The 24,159-nt window shown below is 59.9% G+C and carries 19 protein-coding genes; 10 read left to right on the top strand and 9 right to left on the bottom strand.

The annotated features are described in order from the left end of the window. Positions 1 to 218 precede the first annotated feature (218 nt). On the top strand, positions 219 to 1,241 hold the full coding sequence (locus QP999_RS04530; protein WP_083303818.1) for an HNH endonuclease signature motif containing protein: 1,023 nt from the start codon (positions 219 to 221) through the stop codon (positions 1,239 to 1,241). Positions 1,242 to 1,466: 225 nt separating this feature from the next. Here QP999_RS04530 and trpA read toward each other — a convergent pair whose 3' ends face one another. The 8 genes from trpA to QP999_RS04490 form a co-directional block, all read right to left on the bottom strand. Beyond that, a complete protein-coding gene (trpA, locus tag QP999_RS04525; RefSeq protein WP_284847778.1) occupies positions 1,467 to 2,297 on the bottom strand; it encodes a tryptophan synthase subunit alpha in 831 nt (276 codons plus the stop codon). Beyond that, a complete protein-coding gene (gene trpB / locus QP999_RS04520; protein WP_284847777.1) occupies positions 2,297 to 3,511 on the bottom strand; it encodes a tryptophan synthase subunit beta in 1,215 nt (404 codons plus the stop codon). The genes trpA and trpB overlap by 1 nt, the downstream gene beginning before the upstream one ends. 32 nt (positions 3,512 to 3,543) lie before the next feature. Next, positions 3,544 to 4,926: a bifunctional indole-3-glycerol-phosphate synthase TrpC/phosphoribosylanthranilate isomerase TrpF gene (trpCF, locus tag QP999_RS04515; protein WP_269948666.1), complete on the bottom strand. Its 1,383-nt coding sequence runs from the start codon at positions 4,924 to 4,926 to the stop codon at positions 3,544 to 3,546. Next, positions 4,904 to 5,941: an anthranilate phosphoribosyltransferase gene (gene trpD / locus QP999_RS04510; protein ID WP_144676107.1), complete on the bottom strand. Its 1,038-nt coding sequence runs from the start codon at positions 5,939 to 5,941 to the stop codon at positions 4,904 to 4,906. The genes trpCF and trpD overlap by 23 nt, the downstream gene beginning before the upstream one ends. After that, on the bottom strand, positions 5,941 to 6,585 hold the full coding sequence (locus QP999_RS04505) for an anthranilate synthase component II (RefSeq protein WP_284847776.1): 645 nt from the start codon (positions 6,583 to 6,585) through the stop codon (positions 5,941 to 5,943). The genes trpD and QP999_RS04505 overlap by 1 nt, the downstream gene beginning before the upstream one ends. Then, the gene (locus QP999_RS04500) at positions 6,582 to 8,081 is read right to left on the bottom strand and encodes an anthranilate synthase component 1 (RefSeq protein ID WP_284847775.1); all 1,500 of its coding nucleotides are present in this window, start codon (positions 8,079 to 8,081) and stop codon (positions 6,582 to 6,584) included. The genes QP999_RS04505 and QP999_RS04500 overlap by 4 nt, the downstream gene beginning before the upstream one ends. Positions 8,082 to 8,477: 396 nt before the next feature. Further along, on the bottom strand, positions 8,478 to 10,328 hold the full coding sequence (locus QP999_RS04495) for an FAD-binding monooxygenase (protein WP_284847774.1): 1,851 nt from the start codon (positions 10,326 to 10,328) through the stop codon (positions 8,478 to 8,480). Positions 10,329 to 10,550: 222 nt separating this feature from the next. After that, positions 10,551 to 11,915: an MFS transporter gene (locus tag QP999_RS04490; RefSeq protein WP_284847773.1), complete on the bottom strand. Its 1,365-nt coding sequence runs from the start codon at positions 11,913 to 11,915 to the stop codon at positions 10,551 to 10,553. Positions 11,916 to 12,039: 124 nt separating this feature from the next. Between QP999_RS04490 and QP999_RS04485 the strand changes: the two genes are divergently transcribed. From QP999_RS04485 to QP999_RS04445, 9 genes are all read left to right on the top strand, one after another. After that, positions 12,040 to 13,515: a fumarylacetoacetate hydrolase family protein gene (locus QP999_RS04485; RefSeq protein ID WP_250224449.1), complete on the top strand. Its 1,476-nt coding sequence runs from the start codon at positions 12,040 to 12,042 to the stop codon at positions 13,513 to 13,515. After that, complete coding sequence (locus QP999_RS04480; RefSeq protein ID WP_070565662.1) at positions 13,512 to 14,174, top strand: GntR family transcriptional regulator; 663 nt, start codon at positions 13,512 to 13,514, stop codon at positions 14,172 to 14,174. The genes QP999_RS04485 and QP999_RS04480 overlap by 4 nt, the downstream gene beginning before the upstream one ends. Before the next feature lie 16 nt (positions 14,175 to 14,190). After that, on the top strand, positions 14,191 to 15,705 hold the full coding sequence (gene hpaE, locus QP999_RS04475) for a 5-carboxymethyl-2-hydroxymuconate semialdehyde dehydrogenase (RefSeq protein WP_284847772.1): 1,515 nt from the start codon (positions 14,191 to 14,193) through the stop codon (positions 15,703 to 15,705). A 49-nt stretch (positions 15,706 to 15,754) separates the two neighbouring features. Beyond that, complete coding sequence (gene hpaD / locus QP999_RS04470; protein WP_070521828.1) at positions 15,755 to 16,831, top strand: 3,4-dihydroxyphenylacetate 2,3-dioxygenase; 1,077 nt, start codon at positions 15,755 to 15,757, stop codon at positions 16,829 to 16,831. 160 nt (positions 16,832 to 16,991) lie between these two features. Further along, positions 16,992 to 17,777 carry a 2-oxo-hept-4-ene-1,7-dioate hydratase gene (hpaH, locus tag QP999_RS04465; RefSeq protein WP_284847771.1) on the top strand — a complete coding sequence of 262 codons (786 nt, stop codon included), beginning with the start codon at positions 16,992 to 16,994 and terminating at the stop codon, positions 17,775 to 17,777. Further along, a complete protein-coding gene (locus tag QP999_RS04460) occupies positions 17,762 to 18,547 on the top strand; it encodes an HpcH/HpaI aldolase family protein (RefSeq protein ID WP_284847770.1) in 786 nt (261 codons plus the stop codon). The genes hpaH and QP999_RS04460 overlap by 16 nt, the downstream gene beginning before the upstream one ends. Before the next feature lie 9 nt (positions 18,548 to 18,556). Next, positions 18,557 to 20,044, top strand: coding sequence for an NAD-dependent succinate-semialdehyde dehydrogenase (locus QP999_RS04455; protein WP_284847769.1), 1,488 nt, complete (start codon positions 18,557 to 18,559; stop codon positions 20,042 to 20,044). A gap of 363 nt (positions 20,045 to 20,407) precedes the next feature. After that, positions 20,408 to 21,796 carry an APC family permease gene (locus tag QP999_RS04450; RefSeq protein ID WP_246823943.1) on the top strand — a complete coding sequence of 463 codons (1,389 nt, stop codon included), beginning with the start codon at positions 20,408 to 20,410 and terminating at the stop codon, positions 21,794 to 21,796. Positions 21,797 to 21,814: 18 nt separating this feature from the next. Beyond that, positions 21,815 to 23,146 carry an NAD(P)/FAD-dependent oxidoreductase gene (locus QP999_RS04445; protein WP_284847768.1) on the top strand — a complete coding sequence of 444 codons (1,332 nt, stop codon included), beginning with the start codon at positions 21,815 to 21,817 and terminating at the stop codon, positions 23,144 to 23,146. Here QP999_RS04445 and QP999_RS04440 read toward each other — a convergent pair. After that, entirely contained in the window at positions 23,143 to 24,063 is a 921-nt protein-coding gene (locus QP999_RS04440; RefSeq protein ID WP_070645216.1) for an AraC-like ligand-binding domain-containing protein, read from the bottom strand. The genes QP999_RS04445 and QP999_RS04440 overlap by 4 nt on opposite strands. Between the last annotated feature and the right edge of the window lie 96 nt (positions 24,064 to 24,159).

The raw sequence follows: 24,159 nt of genomic DNA, 5'->3' as shown, positions 1-24,159 counted from the left end.
ATTTTTCTCACTCAAACCCGCATGATCCAGAATGTATGGCGGGGCAACTCATGCGAAGAATAGAGTATGAGTTTTGGTCACGTGTCCAGCCGCCGCTCGACGCAGATTCAGACACTGCATTTATGGCCCTTGGCAAAAAGACGGGAAAGTCTCCGGCACATGTGGCGCGGAATGTCATGGGGCTTATTCGTCTCAGTGAATTGCCGAAGGTGAAGGCGATGCAAGACTCTGAATACCTACTCGATATGCAAGCCTTGGTTGCTATTGATCAAGTAATGGCAAAGCTGGGCAACCCTATTCAGTCAGTTATCTCAGAGATCGATAGTCAATTGGCGGCGTGGCTAACACCGACTAAACCCAACCAGGTCTTTCCCAGCGCAGAAAAGATTCGGCGCAAGGTACGCGACATCGCTAAGGTCTTGGATGATTCGATCGCGTTCCGGGATAAGCGGAAGAAGAACCGGTATTCACTCCTCACCCGGGGAGAACGTGCCTCGATCGAGTTAGAGGTCGATAGCAACGTCGGCGTCGTAATCCACGAGACAATCAAGCTGGCCGCAAAGGAGCATGACGTCTCAATGGCGGATGCCTTAGTTCTCCTCATTACGGGCAAGATTCAGCCGGAGGCTGGAAAAGTCGTTGTGCATGAATTCAAAGCCACTGACGTGGAGGGAGCGCCGGTCTATGTTCAGGGACACGGCTGGACCGGTGAAGGAGTCCCAGCGTCGAGGACTATGACGAGAGACTTTAGTGAAGCACCAGAACCTTGTGAAGGCTACCAGCCATCAGATGTGACGCGAAAGTATGTCGAAGGGCGCGACGGGACCTGTCGGGCGCCTGGCTGTAATCGACCGGCGTGGACATGCCAACTGGACCACAGGATTAACTACGCCGACGGTGGCCCTACGCACCCATCTAACCTGGTTGCCCTTTGCCAGCACCACCACAACATGAAAACTGACGGACGGGCTTTCTATATCCTGGACCCAGTTACTGGTGATGTCGTCTGGTTGTTCGAGGACGGCACCTGGGCGGTGACTGAAGCAACCGGTCCTCTGGCCCCGGCGTCTAAGGTGTGGGCACGAACCGTCGCGGAAGATGTCATTGCTCACCGGCGGAAGATGCACGAAGAGGCCAAAGCCTTGAAGGTTGAGCTTGATGGCGGAGAGTTGGTCGAAGTCTTCGACAGGACGGACCCGGCGGATCGCTACTCGAACGCATCCGATGATATCCCCTTCTGAGGGCCAAGAGACTATCGCTGCTGGGGATTAGGGAATTAAGGAGGCTTTGGAAGGCATAGAAGGCGGCATTATTAGTGACTGCTGGCTACAACGACGGTAGCCGATGGGCTTGTGCATATGGAACACGCGCTGTTTCACGTGAAACGACCCCTTCCATCGTGATGCGTGGTGGCGCACGACGTGATGGAAGAGGCCGTGGCGGGTCAGGATTGTTCGGGAAAGCGCTTAGCCAACGGCACGCTTGGTAGCAGCCTTCATCTTGGATACGAAGTCGGTGACTGCAGAGGCGAGTCCTTCGGTGGGCTTGTTGTTCTCGTCGAGGTGAGCGTCGACAATCTTCGTTAAAGCAGATCCGGTGATGGCCCCAGCTGCGCCAGCGGAGATGGCATCGGCGACATGCTGAGGGGTTGAGATTCCGAAGCCAAGGAGAATCGGTGCCCCGCCGAAGCGTTTCACGTTGTTCACTACATCAACGAGCCCGCGGGTTTCCGATTCCTTCTCGGTGCCGGTGACGCCGTCGCGAGAGATTGCGTAAATGTAGCCCCTCGAGTATTGAGCCACGCCCTGGAGGGTCTGCTCCGAGGCTTGTGCCGGGGCGATGAAGATCGGGTCAATGCCGGCCTTGTCGGCGGCGGCGACGAAAGGTGCGCCTTCGCGGACGGGGACGTCGGGAAGCAAGATGCTATCAGCACCCGCTTCTTGAAACTCGGAGTAGAAGGTCTCCAACCCACGAGTGAAGGGAACATTGCCATAGATGAGCATGCCAATCGGAAGGTCTGGGAATTCGGCTCGAATCTGGCGGATTTGGGCGATGGCGGAATCAACCGTTGCCCCTCCTTCGAGCGCGCGGATGTGCGAGGCCTGAATGGTGGGACCGTCGGCACCAGGGTCCGAAAAGGGGACGCCGAGCTCGAGTGCGTCGGCCCCGCCGGCGACGGCCGCGCGAACGATGTCGAGGGCAGTGTCTGGGTCGGGATCGCTCAACATGATGAAGGGAACGAAGGCCCCTTCATTGCGGGCGGCGAGGTTGGAGAAGAGTTTCTCGTATCGGCTCATTACTTGTCCTCCGTGATCTTGAATTCGGGGTGCGCGTCGAGGGTGCGGCGGACGTGGTCGATGTCTTTGTCGCCGCGCCCGGAAAGGGAAACGAGAATGGTGATGTCCTCATCTTTGCGCTTAAGCGCATAGGCCAGGGCGTGTGAGGATTCAAGGGCGGGAATGATGCCTTCGCGGCGGCTGAGGATTTGGAACGCTTCAAGTGCCTCCGCGTCGGTGATGCCGACATAGGTGGCGCGGCCCGTCTGCGCCAGGTGAGCATGCTGTGGACCGACGCCGGGGTAATCGAGGCCGGCGGAGATGGAATAGGACTCCTCTACTTGACCGTCGGCATTGCGCATGAGGTAGGAGCGGGCGCCGTGGAGGATGCCAATGGTGCCATTGTTGATCGTGGCACCGTGGTGTCCGGAATCGAGGCCCTCTCCCCCAGGCTCGGCGCCGACGAGCTCGACCGACTCCTCGTCGATGAAATCCGCGAACATGCCGATGGCATTGGAGCCGCCGCCGACGCAGGCGACGACCACGTCGGGAAGCCCGCCCGTGCGCTCAAGCATTTGGGCCTTGGCTTCCTCGGAAATCACCCTGTGGAACTCGCGGACAATCGTGGGGAAAGGATGGGGGCCGGCAGCGGTGCCGAGCAGGTAGTGGGATTCGTGGAACGTTGCGGTCCAATCGCGCAGCGCCTCATTAACGGCATCTTTGAGGGTGCCAGATCCGGAGTCCACGGGAATGACCTTCGCGCCCATGAGCTCCATGCGGTAGACATTGGGCTGTTGCCTCTCGACGTCTTTAGCGCCCATGTAGATGACGCACTCAAGATCGAGCAGCGCGCAGGCAAGCGCAGTCGCGGTCCCGTGCTGGCCCGCGCCGGTCTCAGCGATAATGCGGGTCTTTCCCATGCGCTTGGCCAAGAGCGCTTGGCCAATCACCTGGTTGGTCTTGTGGGCGCCGCCGTGGACGAGGTCCTCCCTCTTGAGGAAAATACGTGCCTTTCCACCGAGCTTGGTTGCTTCGGTGAGAGGGGTGGGACGTCCAAGGTAGTCACGAAGATAGCTGGACAGTTCTTTGCGGAAGGCGGGATCGTTTTGCGCATCGACGAAGGCCTTCTCGAGTTGGTCGAGTGCGGGAATGAGAGACTCGGGAACAAATTGTCCGCCGAACTCGCCGAAATACGCGGGAAGGAGGGTTTCCCTGGCGTCCTGTGGGTTAGTCATGGTGTTCCTTTGGGTAGGGTTTGGGCTATGGGCTAATACGTAAAGTGACGAATGGTGTTGAAGGCCGTAGCGATGAGCGCGGTGTCCTTCCTGCCGTTAATTTCGACGCCGGAGTTGATGTCCAGTCCGGCTGTGCCGACGCGAAGCGCATCGCGAAGGTTCTCGGGTTTAAGGCCACCCGCGAGAAGTGCCTTATCTTTGACGTTGTCGGGAATTGTTGACCAATCGAAGGAGCTACCCGTGCCGCCGGCGCCAGCATCGAGGATGAGCATGTCGGAGGCGTCGGCAAGCGCAGAGGCGAGCACCGGGCCGTGTGGCGCCGTCATATCGATGGCGCGCCATATCTGCCGGTCCCCCGCTACAGCGCGGACGGACTCAATGAGTTGGAGCTCGGCCTCCGTGCTCCCCTGGTAAGGGGCATGGATCTGTAGGGCGGCAATGCCGTCGAAAGCGAGCTCTTCCCAGCCAGTGGTGCGGCGAGAGACCGCGACGTAGCTGAGATCGGGTTCGTGGGCGATGATGTCGAGCGCGGTTTCACGTGAAACACTGCGCGGCGATGCCTCTTCGAAGATGAGTCCTCCGTAGACTGCGCCGGCGGCGCGGGCGGCCTGAGCTGCAGACCACGCCGTAAGTCCGCAGACCTTATTGTGACCATAAACAAGCTCGCGTGCCGCACGATCGATATCAGGCGTACCCGTGAGTTGGGAGCCAACAAGGAATGCGTTGGCATGAGACCCAAGGCGGCGCACAGTCTGGTTGCTGCGGATACCGGATTCCGAAACCACAACTTTCCCGGACGGCACAGAGTGCGAGAGACGCTCGGACCGGGTGAGATCGATGCTGAGGTCGTGGAGGTTGCGGTTGTTAATGCCAATGACGTCCACGCCAAAGGCGGTGGCGCGGTCGACCTCGTCCTCAGTGATCGCCTCAGTGAGAACGTCGAGCCCAAGGGAATCTGCTAGATGTTTGAGCTCTGCATAAGTCTCATCATCGACGATGGACATCATGAGCAAAATGGCGTCGGCGCCAAAGTAACGCGCGGCATACACCTGGATCGGATCGATAATGAAGTCCTTGCACAAGATCGGCAGGTGCGTGGACAGCGCCACGGTCTGCAAATGGTCGTAGTCACCGCCGAAACGGTCCGGTTCGCAGAGGACAGAGATGGCCGAGGCATAGCGCGAATACACGCGGGCGATGGCTCCCGGTTCATAATGCTCACGGATGAGGCCGAGCGACGGGGACGCGGACTTGCATTCCATGATGAAACGGTTGGTCCCGTTGAGCGCGTCGTAGAAGGAACGCTCAGAGCGCGGGAGAGTCGTGAGGTCCACGTGGGCGAGGCGCTCACGGATGGCTGGTAGGTGCGTGCGGCGCTTGGCGACGATCCCCTCAAGCACGGTCGGCAGAGCCATAGTTCGCCTCCTCGTGCTTCTTCAGCCATGCGGCCACGGTGCCGTCCTGGATGAGTTGGTTGGCGTGCGCGACGCCGTCTTGGATGGTGTCGGTTGTGCCGTTGAGATAGAACATGGCGCCGGCGGTGGCGACGATCGCGTCGTGATGGGCCGGCTTGCCCGTACCGGCAAAAACCGCCCGGAGGGCCTTCGCGTTTTCTTCCCCGTTGCCGCCGGCAAGGTCGGTCAACTCGTGGCGGGAAATGCCGAGGTCTTCGGGGGTGAGCTCGTAGTGGCTAATGGTGCCGTCGCGAAGCTCCCAGACCTGGGTGGTGCCGTGAACGGCAATCTCATCGGTGCCAGCACCGTGGACCACGAGCGCGCGGGTGCGGCCGAGGTCCTTGAAGACCTCAGCGATGAGCTGGCCTTGCTCGGGGTTGGCTATGCCCATGATTTGGAACTCCGGGCGGCCGGGGCTCAGGAGCGGGCCCATGGTGTTGAAGAGAGTGGAGACGCCGAGGCCCTTGCGCACCGGTTGCACGTGGGCGACGGCCGGGTTGTAGGCCGGCGCAAAGAGGAAGGTGAAATTGGATGCCTCGAGCTGGCGGACTGCGCGGTCTGGGTCGAGATCAAGCGGGATGCCGAGGGCTTCCAGGACGTCGGCTGAGCCAGACTTGGAGGAGACAGAGCGGTTGCCGTGCTTGACCATCTTGACTCCGCCCGCGGAGGCGACGAGGGAAGCGCCGGTCGTGACGTTGATGGTGTTAGCGCCATCGCCGCCGGTTCCTGCGGTGTCCATGAGCCCCTTGCCGGTGACAGGGAATGGCCGGCCGGCCTTGATGAAAGCGCGTGCCGCGCCGGCGACATCAGCGAAGGTCTCTCCGCGGGTGCGGATGTGGGTCAGGAGAGCGGCGATATGGATATCGTCATACTCCCCTACCGTCAGTGGGGTGAAGACCTCGATGGCTTGCTCCAGGGTCGGCTCCTGGATGTCGAGGAAGGCTTGCAATGTCGTCAATGCCTTATTATCAGTCATTACTTGGATCCTTCAATGGTGGGGTAAACAGAAAGTTGATTAATACACCGCTCGATCATGATCGGTCCCGTCGGCGTGAGGAGTGATTCTGGGTGGAACTGGAGGCCGAGAGCCATGCCGTCGAGTGTTTCCGCCGCCATGGTGACGGGGCCAATGGCGGTCTCGGTCTCGGCGAGGCTGCGCATCTGGGCGGGAACGTTCGCGCAGCCTAAGGAGTGGTAACGCGCAACGGGGATGAGGCGGCCAACATAGTTCGGGCTATCGGGCTCGGAGTCGGTGGTGAGACCCTGAAAGAGAGGGTGGCTGGCGCCGGCGTCGGTCAGCGTTATGGGTACGGATGAGCCGTGGACCGGGCCGCAGGGCTCGACGGTGCCGCCGAAGTGATCAAGGAGCGCCTGGAAGCCCAGGCAGATGCCGAGGATGGGGATGCGGCCGAGGGAGGCGTCGATAAGCTGCATCATCGATCCGGCGTCGCGGGGATGACCCGGGCCGGGCGAGAGGATGATGATATCGGGCTGGGCGGCGAGGACTTCCTCCACGGGCACGGTGTTGCGGAAGACGGTGGTGTTATAGCCGGCGAGGGCGTCGACGAGGTTGTAGACGAAGGAATCGTGGTTATCGATGAGGAGGACGTGCGGATTCATCGGATGACCTCCAGAGATGCGTTGTGTGCCTGGGCGATGGCGCTGAGCACCGCGTAGGCCTTGTGGACCGTTTCATCGGCCTCGGATTGGGGGACGGAATCGCGCACGACGCCCGCGCCGGCCTGGACGACTGCCGTGCCATCCTTGACGTAGGCAGAGCGGATGACGATGCAGCTATCCATCGAGCCATCGCCGCGCAGGTAGCCGATTGCGCCGCCGAAGGAGCCGCGGCGTGTTCCTTCGGTCTCGCGGATGAGCTCCATGGCGCGTAGCTTCGGCGCACCGGTGAGTGTGCCCATATTCATGCAGGCTCGGTAGGCGTCGAGGGCGTCGAAATCCTCGTGCAGCGTGGCGACGACCCGGGAAACCAGGTGCATGACGCGCGAGTAGCGGTCCACCTGGAGCAGGTCGGCGACCTTTCTGGTGCCGGGGACGGCGACGCGAGCGAGGTCGTTGCGGGCCAGGTCCACCAGCATGATGTGCTCCGAGACCTCTTTGGAATCGGTGCGCATCTCGAGCTCATTGCGGATATCCAGCTCGTGGGTCGCACCGCGCGGACGGGTGCCGGCAACCGGGTAGAGCTGCACCTGCCGGTCAGAGGCCGTGTACTTCAGGTTGGATTCGGGGGAAGCGCCGAAAAGCTCGTGCTCGGTACCGCGCAGGTAGAACATATACGGCGAGGGGTTGGTCTCTCGCAGCGTGCGGTAGGCGGCAAAGGCATCCGGGCAGTCGAGGCTGAACGCGCGGGAGGGCACGACCTGATAGATATCGCCTGCATGTACGTTGTCTTGGAGGCGCTCGACGTGGCGGCGGAAAGCAGCGTCATCGATGCTGGCGCGTGCGCTGATGGTCTCGCGCGGTGCGGGGGCTTCTGGGGTGATGGGCTCGGTGGCAGCGGCACGGTCGAGCTCCGCTTCGAGCGCGCGCTTGTCGACGCCCCACCCCTCAATATTTGCTCTCTTGGTGAGGTGGTCCACCGTGAGGACGTGCTCGGCGACGAGAAATTCATAATCCGGATACACGTTTGGGCCGTCCGGCACCGGTGGCAGTTCCTCGAACGTGGCGACGTAGTCGAAGGCGAATCCGCCACCAAGGAACGGGAGGGACTCGCCGGAGTAGAGCTGGCTGAACTGCAACGTGCGCAGAATATCGGCGGTGGAGGTGGCGCGGAGGCGGGCGCGCTCGTCGTGCTCGGTGGGGAGAGCGAAGCGGAAGGTGACGCTGCCTTCTGAGCTGTGGATGATCCGTGATTGGAAGTCCGCGCGGAGTTCGTCGATAAGAAGGTGACCCGATGGTGTCAACGCGGTGGCGGTGGCCTCCTGGCCCCGGCACACCACCTTGAGTGCGGCCTTGGTGATGGCGATGCACGTGAGGTTTTTCTTGGACTCGATGTCCGCGGACTCTAAGAGCAGGGAGTTCTGTGGGGTGGCGAGGGCATAAAAGAGTGCGCTGGCGTCGGATGTGTACCTGACCTCGCGTGTGGCTGTGTACGGCATATTCTGTCTTTCTTTAACGGTTTTGTGTGCTGCCGCGAGCTTCGCAAGAGAGCAAAACGCCGAAAAGCCCGCAGCTGCGGGCCTTAAATATGGGAGAACAACGAGGCCCGCGGGTTACGCGCGCCACCACCAAAGGTTAACTGTGTTCTTCATATCACTGACTCTAACACCGATACCTTCCGCCGTACAGATAATGCACTGGCGGGTACCCCCGTGGTGAGCGGATGGACGAGCTGAAGGGACCGATGCGTGAGTGTTTCACGTGAAACCTAGGTGCTGTACTTGGCGGTCCCAACCCCCTGTGTCCATGAGGGCGGTTTCGGCAAGGCGGCAAAAAGGGCCCGGCACGATGCCGGGCCCTGACACGTGTGAAGCTACGTGAGCTTGAGAGCGGAACTACTTGAGCTTGATGAGCGCGGAGGAGAAGTAGTCCTCGACCGCTGATGGATCATCGAGTGGGAGGACGGCGCCGACGTACTGGTCCGGGCGAACGATGACGACGGCTCCGTCACGGGAAATGCCGCGGCCTTCAAAGATGTCCTTGTCCCCGGGGAGTGCGTTGAAGACGTTCTCCCAATTCGGAACATTGAACTTGCCGTTGCGGGGGCGGAAGAGAAGAGGGGCGTCGAGAATCTCGTAGTCGTGGTGGTTCGTCTGCTGGTAGATGGCCTTCACATCGAAGTAGGTATTCTCGTCAGCCCCTTCGGGGGTGAACTTGGCCAGGATGGGCCCGACCTTCTCGGCCCACTGGCTCAGCGTGGAGTCCTCGCCGGCCTTGGGGGCATCGGCAAAGGCGTAGATGCGGTAGCGGCCATCCGCGGTGTGCTGGTGGCCCAGGTGCTGAGGGTAGGCGTCGCAGCGGCGCAGGACCTCAAAGGACTTGAAGCGCTTGCCCACCGGGAAGCCGGTAGCAAGGTCTTGTTGCTGGGTAGTGCCGACGATCAGGTTTTCCTCATACTGCGTCATCATGCCGGCGGCGAACTCCTCCGCGGCAACGTAGTACTTCTCCACTGCCTCCGGATCATCGAGCTCCTCTGTCGGGGTGGCCATGAGGGTCGACCACTCGCGGTCGAAGTTGATGAGGTTCTGGGCGGCCGGCTGGCGCTCACCGTGGTACGTGTTGAGAAGCTCCTTCGGCGCGCGGCCGTCGAGGACGTGGCCGAGCTTCCATCCAATGTTGAAGCCATCCTGCATGGAGACGTTCATGCCCTGTCCCGCCTTTGCCGAGTGGGTATGGCAGGCGTCGCCGGTGAGGAAGACGCGTGGGTCGTCGTCGTTATCGTCGAAGGCGTCGACAAGGCGGTGGCCCACTTCATAAACGGAATGCCACGCCACCATCTTGACGTCGACGAAATAGGGGGCGTAAATCTCGTTCGCCTTCTCGATGATCTTCTCAATCGGCGTGTTGCGGACCTTGTGGTTGTCATCCTCTGGCACCACGCCGAGATCGACGTACACGCGGCAGAGGTAGCCGCCCTCGCGCGGGATGTGGAGGATAGAGCCGGCCTGGGAGTGGATGGCGCACTTGGTGCGCCAGTCCGGGAAATCGGTGTCAACGACAACGTCCATGACACCCCACGCGTGGTTAGCCTGGTCGCCCTTGAGCGAGCGGCCGATGGACTTGCGGACGCGTGACTTAGCGCCATCGCAACCGACGACGTACTTAGCGCGAACGTCGCGCGGGTTGCCGTCGACATCCTCGAGGTGCACCGTCACCGGGTACTCGCCCTCCCCTACCTCTAGGGAAACAAAATTCCAGCCATAGTCCGGGGTGATGCGGCCGGGCGCGCGGTGTGCATAGCGGGCGAAGTAGTCCAACACACGGGCCTGGTTGACAATGAGGTGCGGGAATTCGGAGATTCCTTGTTCGTCATCAACAGGACAGGCACCGCGGACAATCTTGGAGCGATCATTCGGATCCGGGTTCCAGAAGGCCATCTCCGTGATTTCATAGGCCTCTTCCGTGATTTCCTTAGCAAAGCCAAAGGCCTGGAAGGTCTCTACGGAACGGGACTGGATGCCGTCGGCCTGGCCGAGCTCGAGGCGATGCGGGCGACGCTCAATGATGCGCGTATTGACGCTGGGAAACATCGCGAGCTGTGCCGCGGCGATCATGCCTGCGGGCCCGGAGCCCACAATGAGAACGTCCATTTCATCTGGAAGTTCAGAAGCGCGATCGACGCCGTACCCGGCGGGCTCGTGTACGCGGGGGTCTTCCGAAACGTAGCCATTGTGGTGGAACTGCACTGTGGACTCCTTAGTCAGCGGTTGTAATGAACGAGAACGATGGGGTGGTGGGGGTAGCTGCCACTCCCCTACTGCCATGTGAGCTTTGCTCTTGAGGGTGGTGACTCAGTTCAAGGCGTCTCTGAGATGTGAGCTGGGTCTTAGAAGGGAATCATATATGATACGCCCGCCTCGCACAATGGCCCTTGCGAAACTGTGAGGACTCATGTGGAGGGGCGTCGTCTAGCGCGGGCTGAAGATGAAGTGTCCTCGGGATTGCTCGGCCTCGTGTTCCGCGCCGAGCGCGATTCCCTTGCGCTCACGCAGGATGAAGGTGCAGATGAAGCCGACGATCGAAGCAGATACGAGGTAGCCCGACACCGCAAAAGTGGTACCAGTTGCCTCGACGAGCGAAGCGGCAATCATGGGGGCGAAGGCGCCGCCCAGGACCGAGCCGAGGGCATAGGTGATGGATACACCCGTGGCGCGAATCGAGGCGGGGAATAGTTCTGCGTACATCGCGGATTGCGCGCCGTAGGTCAGGCCCAGGCCCACGGTGAGGAAGAGGAGTGCGCCGTAGAGAAGCCCGAGGCTTCCGGTATTGACCAGTGGGAAGAGGGCGGCAGCGCCGATGCCCTGCAAGATGAATCCCAGGAGGTAGGTATTTCGGCGGCCGATGTAGTCCGAGATGAAACCGGCGAACAAAGTGGTCAAGGCCCACGAGAAGGCAGACACGGTCACGGCGTTGAGGACATCACCGCGGTCGAGTGCGACGGGGCCCTCCGGGTCGGTGGCGTAGCGCTGGATGTAGCCGCCCGTAGTCATGTATCCGACGGTGCCGTTGCCTGCGAAGACGAGCGCGGCGACCAGGACGAGCGGGGTGAACTTCTTAAACAGCGTGCCAATGGGGTTGGTGGCTTCTTCCTCTTCGCGTTCCGCGATCTCCGCGAACACCGGGGATTCGTCGACGCCCATGCGGATGAGGTAGCCCACCAAGACGAGGACGAAGGAGAGGAGGAAGGGAACGCGCCAGCCCCAGTCCATGAAGGCGTCGCCAGGCGCGATGGTGTTCATGATGGACAGCACGCCGGAGGAGAGCAGCAGGCCGGCGGGCACGCCGATCTGGGGGCCTGCGCCGTAGAGGCCGCGCTTGTCAGTCGGGGCGTGTTCCACCGCCATGAGCACCGCGGAGCCCCATTCGCCACCAGCAGAGATGCCTTGGATGATGCGCAAGGTGATGAGGAGAATCGGCGCCCAGATGCCGGCGGCTTCATAGGTTGGCAGAACACCAATCAGGGTGGTCGCGCCGCCCATGGCGATGAGCGTGACCATGAGGACCACGCGGCGTCCGAAGCGGTCGGCAAAGTGCCCGGCCAGGAAGGCGCCGACCGGGCGGAATAGGAAGGACAAGCCAACGGTCAGGAAGGAGATGATGGTGGCCAGCCCACCTTCGAGCGGGCCGAACATGAGGTGGTTGAACACGAGTCCGGCCACCGCTGCATAGAGGAAGTAGTCGTACCACTCGATAGCGGTACCGATGGTCGTCGCGGCGACGACACGGCGGCGTTCGGCCGTCGAAATTGTCGGCGTGACAGTTGTGTGCGACATAGTGAGATTCCTTTCGGCATGGGGTGTGCCATATACGGAAAAGCGTGTGAGTTGAACCACTTGCGGTGGTGCTAGGGATAATATACGATTTGGGCAAGGATTTGTTCACAATTAAGGATTCTTCATGGCTGTACCTGAGTTCTTGCCGGTTAAACCGGGCAAAATGATCGCTGTCCATGTGGCCTTTGAGTCCCGCGCGGCACAGCGCGGTCGCTGGCCCAAGACCCCGAGTTACTTCCTCAAGGCGACGAGCACGCTGGCTGAGTCGGACGGGGTAGTCGAGCGCCCCGAAGGAACCGAACTGTTGGCCTTCGAAGGCGAAATCGCACTCATCATCGGCACTCCGGCCCGCAACGTATCCCTCGAGGATGCGTGGAAGCACGTTGCCTACGTGACCGCCTCGAACGACATTGGCCTGTATGACTACAAGGTTCAGGACAAGGGCTCCAATACCCGTTCCAAGTCGCGCGATGGGTACACCCCCATTGGGCCGGAGCTTATCGACGCCCAGGGGATCGACCCCAAGGGCCTGCGCCTGCGCACGTGGGTCAATGGCGAGGTTGTTCAGGAGGGAACCTCGTCCGATGAAGACCTCATTTTCCCTCTCGCCCAGTTTGTTGCCGACCTTTCTCAGCACATGACACTGGAGACCGGTGACATCATCCTCACCGGCACCCCTGCAGGATCTTCCGTCATCGAGCCTGGTGACGTCGTAGAGGTTGAGGTCGACGTTCCAGGAGGCGTGAGCTCCGGCAAGCTGAAGACCACCGTGAAGGAAGTCCCCGCCTCCTTCGATCCGCAGCTGGGCAATCTGCCCTACGTTGACGATAAGCAGCGCGAGGATGCCTACGGTGACCGCGAATCTGCTGGCCTTCCCCCCAAGGATGAGGGCGGCCTCGACCCGGAGCTTAAGGCTGCTCTGGAGAAGGCCCCGACCGCCGGCCTATCCGCTCAGCTGCGCAAGCGCGGAATCAACCAATCCGTGATCGAAGGCGTGTACCCGCAAGCCAAGGGAACCAAGATGGTGGGCGTCGCCCGCACCTTGCGCTTCGTGGCTGGCCGTGAGGATCTGTTCAAGTCTCACGGGGGCGGCCTCAACGAGCAGAAGAAGGTCTTCGACACGGTCAAGGAGGGTGAGGTCATCGTCATCGAGGCTCGCCAGGAATCCGGTTCCGGAACGCTCGGTGACATTCTGGCGCTGCGCGCCAAGGTGCGCGGTGCTGCCGGCGTCGTGACCGATGGCGGCGTGCGCGACTACGAGGCCGTCAAGGAGATTGGCCTTCCCGTCTTCACCCAGGGCGCGCACCCCTGCGTTCTCGGACGCAAACACGTTCCGTGGGATAGCGACATCGCCGTCTCCTGCGGTAACGCCACCGTCCTTCCCGGTGACATCATCGTCGGCGACGATGACGGCGTCGTGGTGATTCCCCGCGACATCGCAGCCGAGGTTGCCGAGGCCGCTCTGGCCAAGGAGCACGAGGATGAGTGGGTTGCTACCCAGGTGGAGACGGGCGCCAGCTTGGATGGCCTCTTCCCGCCGACCGGAGCGAACAAGGAAGCCTACATCGCGTTCCGTGATGGAAAGGCGGGTGGTCAATGACGGAACCCGCGGCACCAGCTGGGGAGAGCAAGTCCCAGAAAGCCTATAACTGGATAAGTGAAAAGATTCGTACTCGCGAGTATGAACCTGGCTACCGTCTTGTGCTGGCAGCAATCGCGGATGATCTGGGCATCAGCGTGGTCCCCGTCCGCGAAGCTATTCGCCAGCTTGAGGCGGAAGGAATGGTCACCTACGAGCGCAACGTCGGTGCCAGCGTTACCACGTATAACCGCGAGGCCTATTACGAATCCATGGACATCGTTGCCACCGTGGAGGCCAACGCCACGGCGCAATCCGCTCCGCATCTTGGCCCAGAGGATATTGCCCAGGCGCGGGAGATTAATCAGCGCATGCGGGAGCTTGATATCCACCACGATCCAGAGGTATTTACCCAGCTCAACAAAGAATTCCATAGCGTTCTCTTTTCCAAGTGCCCGAACGAGAGGCTGAAGAACTTGGTGGTGGACCAATGGAAGCAATTGGAATACCACCGGGTCTCCACCTTTCGGTACGTGCCCGAGAGAGCCCAAGAGTCCACACGAGAACACGAGCAATTGCTCAGCCTCATCGAGGCTGGCGCGGAACCCACCTACATAGAAAAGGTGGCCAGGCAACACAGACTGACCACCCTCAGCACCTATCGCAAGAAAAACGATTAAGGAGTGTAAACCACCCATGGCTACGAACAACGATGCAGCTAAGCCCACCGATCTCCCCGAGAAGATTCTTCACTACATCAACGGCGAGTTTGTCCCGTCGGTAGATGGTGATGAATTCGAGGTCCTGGATCCGGTCACGAACAAGCCCTACATCAAGGCAGCTTCCGGCAAGCCGGAAGACATTGACAAGGCTGTCGCTGCTGCGAAGGAGGCCTTCGAGAACGGCCCATGGTCCAAGGCACTGCCGCGTGAGCGCGCCCGTGTGCTCAACAAAATTGCGGATATCGTCGAGAGCCGCGCGGACAAGCTTGCCGCGTGGGAATCCTTCGACTCCGGCCTACCCATCACCCAGGCCAACGGCCAGGCTAAGCGTGCAGCGGAGAACTTCCGCTTCTTTGCTGACCTAATCGTCGCCCAGGCTGACGACGCCTACAAGGTACCGGGCCGCCAGATCAACTACGTCAACCGCAAGCCGATTGGCGTGGCGGGCCTGATTACCCCGTGGAACACTCCGTTCATGCTGGAGTCCTGGAAGCTCGCCCCGGCCATCGCCACCGGTAACTCCGTCGTCCTGAAGCCTGCTGAGTTCACTCCCCTCTCTGCACAGCTGTGGGCGGGCATCTTCGAGGAGGCCGGCCTGCCGAAGGGTGTCTTCAACCTGGTCAACGGCTTCGGTGAGGAAGGCTATGCAGGCGACCCGCTGGTTAAGCACCCGGATGTTCCTCTGATTTCCTTCACCGGCGAGTCTCGCACCGGCCAGATCATTTTCGGCAACGCAGCTCCTCACCTCAAGGGCCTGTCGATGGAGCTGGGCGGCAAGTCCCCCGCCATCGTCTTCAGTGATGCCGACCTCGAAACCGCGATCGATGCCTGCATCTTCGGCGTCTTTTCCCTCAACGGTGAGCGTTGCACCGCTGGCTCCCGCATCCTGGTTCAGCGCGATATCTACGATGAGTTTGTGGAGCGCTACGCCGCCCAGGCTAAGCGCGTGAAGGTGGGCCTGCCCTCCGATCCGACCACCGAGGTCGGTGCCCTGGTACACCCGGAGCACTACGAGAAGGTCACCTCCTACATCGAGATCGGCAAGCAGGAGGCCACCCTGGCCGCCGGCGGTGAGCGCCCGGAAGGTTTCGAGGAAGGCAACTTTGTCCAGCCGACCGTCTTCGTTGACGTCAAGCCGGATGCACGAATCTTCCAGGAAGAGATTTTCGGCCCCGTCGTTGCTATCACCCCGTTCGATACCGACGAAGAAGCACTCGAGCTGGCAAATAACACGAAGTACGGCCTTGCCGCCTATGTCTGGACCTCGGATCTGAAGCGCGCCCACAACTTTGCCCAGAACGTTGAGGCCGGCATGGTGTGGCTCAACTCGAACAACGTCCGTGACCTGCGCACCCCGTTCGGTGGTGTCAAGGCCTCCGGCCTGGGCCACGAGGGCGGCTACCGTTCGATCGACTTCTACACCGATCAGCAGGCCGTCCACATCAACCTGGACAAGGTACACAACCCGGTCTTTGGCAAGCAGGACTAAGACGTCCACTCTCTTCTCCCCCACCACTACTTCTATCTAAGGAGCCATCATGGCTGACATTCAGGCCCCCGACATTCTGCGTTGTGCCTACATGGAGATCATCGTTACCGATCTCGCTGCATCCCGAAAGTTCTACGTTGACACCCTCGGTCTTGTCGTCACCGAGGAGAACGAGAACGAAATCTACCTCCGCACTTACGAGGAGTTCATCCACCACAACCTCGTGCTGCGTCAGGGCCCTGTCGCTGCCGTCGCTGCGTTCTCCTTCCGCGTCCGTTCCCCGGAAGACCTGGACCTCGCGGAGGAATTCTACAAGGCGCGCGGCTGTGAGGTGCGCCGCAACAAGGATGGCTTTGTCAAGGGCATCGGTGATTCCGTCCGCGTCCAGGACCCGCTGGGCTTCCCGTACGAGTTCTTCTACGAGGTAGAGCACGTCGAGCGTCTTGCCTGGGCATACGACGCCCACATCCCTGGTGCGCTGGTACGCCTCGACCACTTCAACCAGATCACCCCGGACGTTCCTTCCGCTGTGAAGTACATGGAGGAGCTCGGCTTCCGCACCACCGAGGACATCCGCGATGAGGAGGGAACTGTTTACGCCGCATGGATGCGCCGTAAGCCGACGGTGCACGACACCGCCATGACCGGTGGCGATGGCCCGCGTATGCACCACATCGCGTTTGCTACCCACGAGAAGCACAACATCATCGCGATTTGTGACAAGTTGGGTGCGCTGCGCGAGTCCGACCGTATTGAGCGCGGCCCGGGCCGCCACGGTGTTTCCAATGCGTACTACCTGTACCTGCGCGACCCGGACGGCCACCGCGTAGAGATCTACACCCAGGACTACTACACCGGCGACCCGGATAACCCGGTCGTGACCTGGGATGTCCACGATAACCAGCGCCGCGACTGGTGGGGAACCCCGGTTGTTCCTTCTTGGTACCGCGATGGCTCCACCGTCCTCGACTTGGACGGCAACCCGGTGCCGCTGGTTGCCCGTGAGGATGAGTCCGAGCTGGAGGCCACCATTGGCGCGGATGGCTTCTCCTACACCCGCAAGGAAGATGCGGAGGAGATGCCGGAGTGGAAGCAAGGCGAGTACAAGCTGGGACACCAGCTCTAAAACGACCTAAGTACTCAGGTTGATGAACGTGGCCCCGTGGCGTCGAGAAGCAAGCGCACATATCGCGGGGCCGCGTTGTCGTTTCACGTGAAACCTTCAGGTTCAACAAACCTGTTAAACAGAACAAACACGTTCTACAACACCTTAAGGAGCGAAGTACATGCTGGATGAGAAACAGCACATCGCTATCGCAGATGAACTGGCGCAAGCCGAAAAGGACCGCTCGATGGTCCCACTGCTGACTGCCCGTTTCCCGGAGATGAGCATCGAGGATTCCTATGCGGTGCAGCGCGAATGGGTACGCCGCGGTGAGGAAAGTGGGCGCCGCCTCGTGGGCCGCAAAATTGGCCTGACCTCAAAGGTCATGCAGGAGGCCACGGGAATCACCGAACCCGATTACGGTGCGATTTTTGAGGACCAAGTTTACGAGAACGGCTCCACCATCGAGCACGCACAGTTCTCTAACGTCCGCATCGAGGTCGAGCTGGCCTTCGTGCTCAAGGAAGAGCTGAAGGGGCCAAATTGCAGCATTTTCGACGTGCTGCGCGCGACGGAGTACGTCGTCCCGGCGCTGGAGATCCTCTCCTCCCGCATCGAGATGGAGGGCCGCACGATCGTCGACACGATTTCGGATAATGCGGCGCTCGGCGCCATGGTTTATGGCGGCAATCCGGTAGACCCTGCGGAAGTCGATCTGCGCTGGGTGTCCGCACTGCTCTACCGCAACGAGTCCATCGAAGATACGGGTGTGGCGGCGGCTGTGCTGAACCACCCGGCAATGGGCGTGGCTTGGCTTGCCAACAAGCTTCACGCGCACGGCGATAACCTTGCCGCCGGCGACATTATTCTGGCCGGTTCCTTCACCAAGCCCATGTGGGTTGAACCGGGCGATACCGTCCATGCAGACTATGGAAAGTTGGGGTCCATCACATGCCGATTCCAGTAAAGTTGCCGCCTACCTTTGCAGACGTCCTAGAAAAGGCCGAGCAACCGCTCGTTGGTGCCTGGATCTGTTCCGGCTCGGAGGCCGCGGCGGAGATCATCGCCTCGGCTGGTTTTAGCTGGACGCTGATCGACGGTGAGCATTCTCCTTATGGCCTGGAGACCGTCCTCTCCTTGCTGCGCGCCACCGATGCCTATGGCCTGACGCGCGTGGTTCGCGTGCCGGTGAACAACACGGCGCTGATTAAGCAGTACCTCGACCTGGGCGCACAAAACCTCATGGTGCCCATGATTGATACCGCCGAGGAAGCCGAGGCGGCCGTAGCGGCCATGCACTACCCTCCCCGCGGCGTGCGCGGCGTGGGCTCGGCGCTGGCCCGCTCCTCACGCTGGAACGGCGTGGAGAACTACCTCACCAACGCTTCGGACACGGTGAGCCTCACGGTGCAGATCGAGTCTGCGACCGCAGTGGAGAACGTGGAAGACATCGTGGCCGTCGAAGGCGTGGACAATATCTTCGTCGGGCCTTCGGACCTAGCGGCCTCGATGGGGCTCCTGGGCCAGCAGACCCATCCGGATGTACTCGAGGCGGTCAATCACACATTTGAAGCAGTCCGCGCTTCCGGAAAGAAGGTAGGCGTCAACGCTTTCAATCTAGAGCAGGCCCAGAAATATTTAGAATCTGGAGCATCATTTGCCCTGGTTGGGGCTGATGTTCAACTTCTTTCAGGAGCGGCGCGCCAACTGGCAGACAAATTCCATTTGGGAGGGTAAAAAAGAACCATGAGTGAAAACAACAAGGTCAATATTGACGAGCTGCTGGCCAAGGTTCCGACCGGCTTGCTGATTAACGGTGAGTGGGTGGACGCCTCCGATGGCGCCACCTTCGATGTAGAAAACCCGGCAACCGGTGAGGTTATTGCCACCCTTGCGTCCGCTACTTCTGAGGACGCGAAGAAGGCTATGGATGCCGCTTGCGCCGTGCAGGATGAGTGGGCACGCACGTCTACGCGTGAGCGCTCCAACCTGCTGCGCCGCGCCTTTGACCTGGTGCAGGAGCGCAAGGATGAGTTCGCTGCGCTGATGACCCTGGAGATGGGCAAGCCGCTGGCGGAGTCCTATGGTGAGGTCACCTACGGCGCTGAGTACCTGCGCTGGTTTAGTGAGGAAGCTGTACGCAACTACGGCCGCACCTTGCCGGCGCCGGAGGGCACTCTGCGCATGATTACCCGCCGCAAGCCAGTGGGCCCGTGCCTGCTTATTACCCCGTGGAACTTCCCGCTGGCTATGGCTACTCGCAAGATTGCCCCGGCCATCGCCGCTGGTTGCACCATGGTGGTGAAGCCGGCCAAGCTGACGCCGCTGACCACCCAGTACTTCGCACAGACCATGATTGATGCCGGCGTTCCGGCAGGTGTGGTGAACGTGGTCTCCGGTAAGTCGGCCTCTGCCATCTCCGAGCCGATCATGGCGGATTCCCGCCTGCGCAAGATTTCCTTTACTGGCTCTACCCCGGTGGGCAAAACCCTGCTTAAGGCAGCCGCCGACAACGTCCTGCGCACCTCGATGGAGCTGGGCGGCAACGCTCCGTTCATCGTCTTTGAGGACGCCGACATCGACCAGGCCGTTGAGGGCGCAATGGGCGCCAAGATGCGCAACATTGGTGAAGCCTGCACCGCGGCTAACCGATTCATCGTCCACGAGTCCGTCGCTGACGAGTTTGCGGAGAAGTTCGCCAAGCGCATCGGTGAGCTCAAGGTGGGCAACGGCCTCGATGAGGGCGTTACCTGCGGTCCGCTTGTGGAGAAGAAGGCACTGGATAACATCACCGCGCTTGTCGACGACGCCGTGGCCAAGGGCGCCAAGGTCCTCATCGGTGGCAAGCCGGGCGAAGGCAAGGGCTACTTCTACTCCCCTACCGTTCTCACGAACGTCTCCCGTGATGCCCGCGTGGCCCAGGAGGAGATCTTCGGACCGATCGCTCCGATTCTGACCTTCTCCGATGAGAAGGAAGCCATCGCGCTTGCGAATGACACGGAGTACGGTCTGGCCTCCTACGTGTTCACCGAGGATTCCAACCGTATGTGGCGCGTTGGCGACGGCCTCGAGTTCGGCCTCATGGGCTTCAACGCTGGCGTCATCTCCAACGCCGCTGCCCCATTCGGTGGCGTGAAGCAGTCCGGAATGGGCCGCGAGGGCGGCGCCGAGGGCTTGGACGAGTACACCTCGCTGCAGTACATCGCTATGCGTGACCCGTACGCGAATGCATAACTAGTGCATTAATTTCGCCGCTGACAATGCTGGCATCTCCTAGGTGGGAGGTGTCAGCATTATTGTTTTCTGCATAGTATTCGTAACCCTGTTGTGTGACAGCACTCATAGTCAAATCGTGATCACGCACAAACAACTTTTTCAGTGTGCACTGGGACACAATTACTGGCTATACACCGAAAGACACCGGGTTCGTCCGGTGGATTCTCGGGCCGACATAGCTAGTAAGGAGGAGTTGGCGTGGACACATCGACACAGGCACCAGTGCTACCCGCTCGAAATGTACAGCCCGGGCACCGGGCTCCCACCGAACTTAAGGGCGGCCTGGGCGCCGGGCGCCTAGGGACAACGTCGCTAGTCTTTATGATTATCGCGGCGTCGGCACCTCTCACTGTGCTTGCGGGAGGAGTGCCGACCAACTTCGCAGTATCTGGATTGTTGGGTGTTCCCTGGGGATACCTCGTCCTTGGAATTATTCTTGTCTTTTTCGCCGTTGGTTACGGGATTATGAGTTCAAAGATTCAGAACTCTGGAGCGTTCTATGCCTACGTGTCAGAAGGACTAGGAAACCGCCAAGGAATCGCAGCCGCGATTCTGGCGTTGGTTTCTTACAATATGATGCAGGTTGGGCTGTATGGCATTTTCGGGTTCTCTCTGGCCAATCTGATCAACGGGTGGTTTGGAACAAGTATCTCGTGGTGGGTTGCCGCCTTGGCTGGTTGGCTCTTGGTGGCCGTCATGGGTGTCAGCAATGTTGATTTTTCTGCCAAAGTCCTAGGTATATTGGTAGCCCTCGAGTTCGTTGTTGTTGCCGCAGTCTCAGTTCTTTCTCTTGGCGTTGCCCCAGAGGGTATTACTGCGGAGACGGTACGCCCGAGCCAATTCTTTACCGATGGTATAGGCGTTCTCCTTGCCTTTGGAATTGCAGCCTTTATGGGGTTTGAGTCGGGTGCAATTTACTCGGAAGAAGCGCGTGATCCAGAGCGGACTGTCCCGAAAGCTACCTATATCGCCGTGGGAACGATTGCCCTATTTTACGCCTTTTCGGCGTGGGCATTTGCTCAAGGAGTGGGGCCGTCCGTCGTCATCGATAAGGCAACTGAGCTTGGTCCCGATCTGGTCTTCGTGTGGTTGGGCGACTATTCAGCGCTTGCTGCCAACATAGCGAACTGCTTGTTTGTAACTTCGCTTATTGCTGCCCTCGTCGCATTCCATAATGCCGCAGCGCGGTACTTCTTCTCCCTTGGGCGCTCACGCGTCCTTCCCGAGAAGTTCGCGGTGTCATCGTCCAAAGGAGCACCTATAGCTGGGTCGCTCACTCAGACTTCCATTGCTTTCCTAGTAGTCGGTGGCTTTGCAATTGCGGGAAATGGCAGCGACATGGGCGAACTATTCCCAGTCCTCACGCTTTTTACGTGGCTGACCAACGCCGCGGCGTTCGGCCTGGTCTTCCTGCTCGCAGTGGTGAGTGTGTCCATCATGGTATGGCTCAACAAGCAGGAAAAAGGCTACAACCTCTTCACGCGGATCATTGCACCGCTTGTATCAGCTTGCGGACTCGTGGCTGTCTTCGCATTGGTGCTGATGAATTTCCCGCTCATGATTGGCGACACCGGTTCGGATGCCCTCGTGTGGGTGATGCCCGGAATCATTATCGCCTCCGGAATTCTGGGCCTGATTTGGGGCGAATGTCTCAAACGCAGGAAGCCGAATATCTACGCAAGTCTTCAAGACAATCTTGATCGAATCTAAATCTTCAGAAAGGTAATCATGGAAAAGAAGCATGTAATCGTCGTTGGTGCGGGATTCGCAGGTCTAACGGCAGCGCGCGAGTTGCAAACCGCGGGAATTGAGTATCACATCGTAGAGGCTCGTGACCGCATTGGTGGCCGTGCTTGGACTGACGATAGGCTCGGACGCCCGCTGGAGATTGGCGCAACCTGGGTGCACTGGCATCAGCCGCATGTCTGGTCCGAAATCACTCGTTATGGTCAGGATATTATCGCTTCGCCCGTTGTAGATACCGCATATTGGTATGCCGGTGGTGAGCTGAAGTCCGGAACGGAAGCAGAAATGGATGCCAAACTGGCGCGGCCGATGGAGAAGATCTTCGAGAAATCTCGCGAATTCTTCCCAGAACCGCACAAGCCGCTGCTTGTGCTGGATGAGAAATTCGGTGCATCTCAAGAATTGAAGGATGCTTTCCTGGCTGCAGATCAGGCTGGAGTTCTCGATGCGTTGGAGGACGGTGACTTTACCCAGGAAGAAAAGGATCTGTGCAATGCGTATTGGTCGGCTGGATACATCGGGTACCCAGAGCAGGGGTCCTCTTTGATGGCCAAGCAGTGGGCAGCCTTGTGTGATCACCGTCTTTCATTGGTGGATGAGCAAACGCTGCGATTTAAACTTGTCAATGGCATGCGGGGTATCTACGGCAACATCGCAAAGGATCTAACCGGAGAAATCCGTTTGAATACTGCGGTGACTGCGATTGAGCACGGAGAAGATTCGGCCACCGTTACGTATGCGGACGGTACCTCCGAGACGGCGGATGCTGTGATTGTTACGGTTCCGGTTGGTGCTTTGGGGAACATTAAATTCACCCCGGGTCTGCCTGAAGGCTCGCAGAAGACTATCGAGCAGAAGTGGAATTCGACTGGTTTCAAGGCTTGGATCAAGATCAAGGGCCACCACAACATCTTCGGTTACGCGCCCCAGCCTGCAGTCGTATCCGTGCTTCGTTCTGAATACTTCGAAGACGATGACACGACTATCTGTGTTGTCTTTGGCTCCGATCACGAGAAGATCGATTTGGAGAGCATTGAGGATGCTCAAAAGGTTGTCGACCAGTGGCGCCCAGATCTCGAGGTTGTTGGTGTCACCGGTCATGACTGGGTAGCAGATGAGTACTCAGGCCAGGCCTGGGCTACGTTGCGTCGAGGTCAGTTCACCGAGGGCTGGCACCACTTCCGCAGCTCGACTTCCTCGTTGCACTTCGCTGGAGCAGATTGGGCTTCCGGTTGGCGTGGAGTGGTTGTCGATGGAGCCATCGAAACCGGAATCTCTACCGCTCGCGAGGTTATCAACAAGCTGCGTGGTTAACCGCTAGCCGCCGCGCGGTACGCACTCGGTGACTTGTGGTACTCCGCTTTAAAGATGCGCGAGAGGTGCGAGGGATCGTGCAGGCCATAGCGGGCGCTGATGTGGCTGATTGATTCCTCGGAGTACCGCGGGTCCACGAGGTCTCTGCGGATATGTTCTAGACGTCGGGTTCTGATGTAGTGACTCACGGAGAGTCCCTGTTCGGAGAACTTGGCGTGGAGGTGGCGCACGGACACAAAGAGTGCTTGGGCGATGGTGCTGGGGCCTAAGTCGGGGTCGCCCAAGTTCTTCTCGATGTAGGCGGTGGCTTGGTTGAACAGGAGCGTGCCTGCAGAGGGTTCTCCGGCTACGTCGGAGGAGAGAACCGACACCAACATGGTGAGCGCGGAGCGGACCAAGGCCGTGGCGTGCGGGCCCTTGAGCAGATCGAGGTTCTTCGCGAGCTGCTCAAAGAGGGGAACCGCCACCGCGCCCAGGCCATGCGAGCGTGAGATGGGGTTCGCGGTGAGGCGTTGGATCTGTGCGGGTGAAATATCGAGGAAGCTCTGCGGGAAATGCACAATGAGTGTGTTTTGCTCCTCCGGATAGCGCAGAGTGTAAGGCCGTTGGGTGACATACAGCGCTAGGTCGCCAGGGTGTAGCTCACAGGTTCGCCCGTCCTGGCTCATGGTTGAGGATCCAGTGATTTGCAGGCTGAGCTTGCAAAAGGGGGCCTCGCTGGCGGCTATCTTGAAGCGATTCACGGTGTGCGGGGAGGTGCACATATCGAAGAGGGATATGTCCCCCACTTTCGTTGACCGCAGCGTGGCGTGAAAGGAAGAGGGGTCCTCAGTGTCCACGTCGAGTTGTCCAAAAGACTCGGATGACGCGGTGCGCCATGACGCGATATCGAAGTACTCAACAGCGGCAGTAGACATAAGTGGCATCATATCGTGAGAACTGGCACATTTTTGGACAAATTGTGTGCACTCAGAGTCAATAGAGTCGGTGTGGTGCAGGTAACATCCTAGGTA

This window comes from Corynebacterium sp. MSK004, assembly GCF_030232515.1.
Classification (GTDB): domain Bacteria; phylum Actinomycetota; class Actinomycetes; order Mycobacteriales; family Mycobacteriaceae; genus Corynebacterium; species Corynebacterium hesseae.
This window is presented reverse-complemented; position numbering and strand designations above follow the sequence as displayed.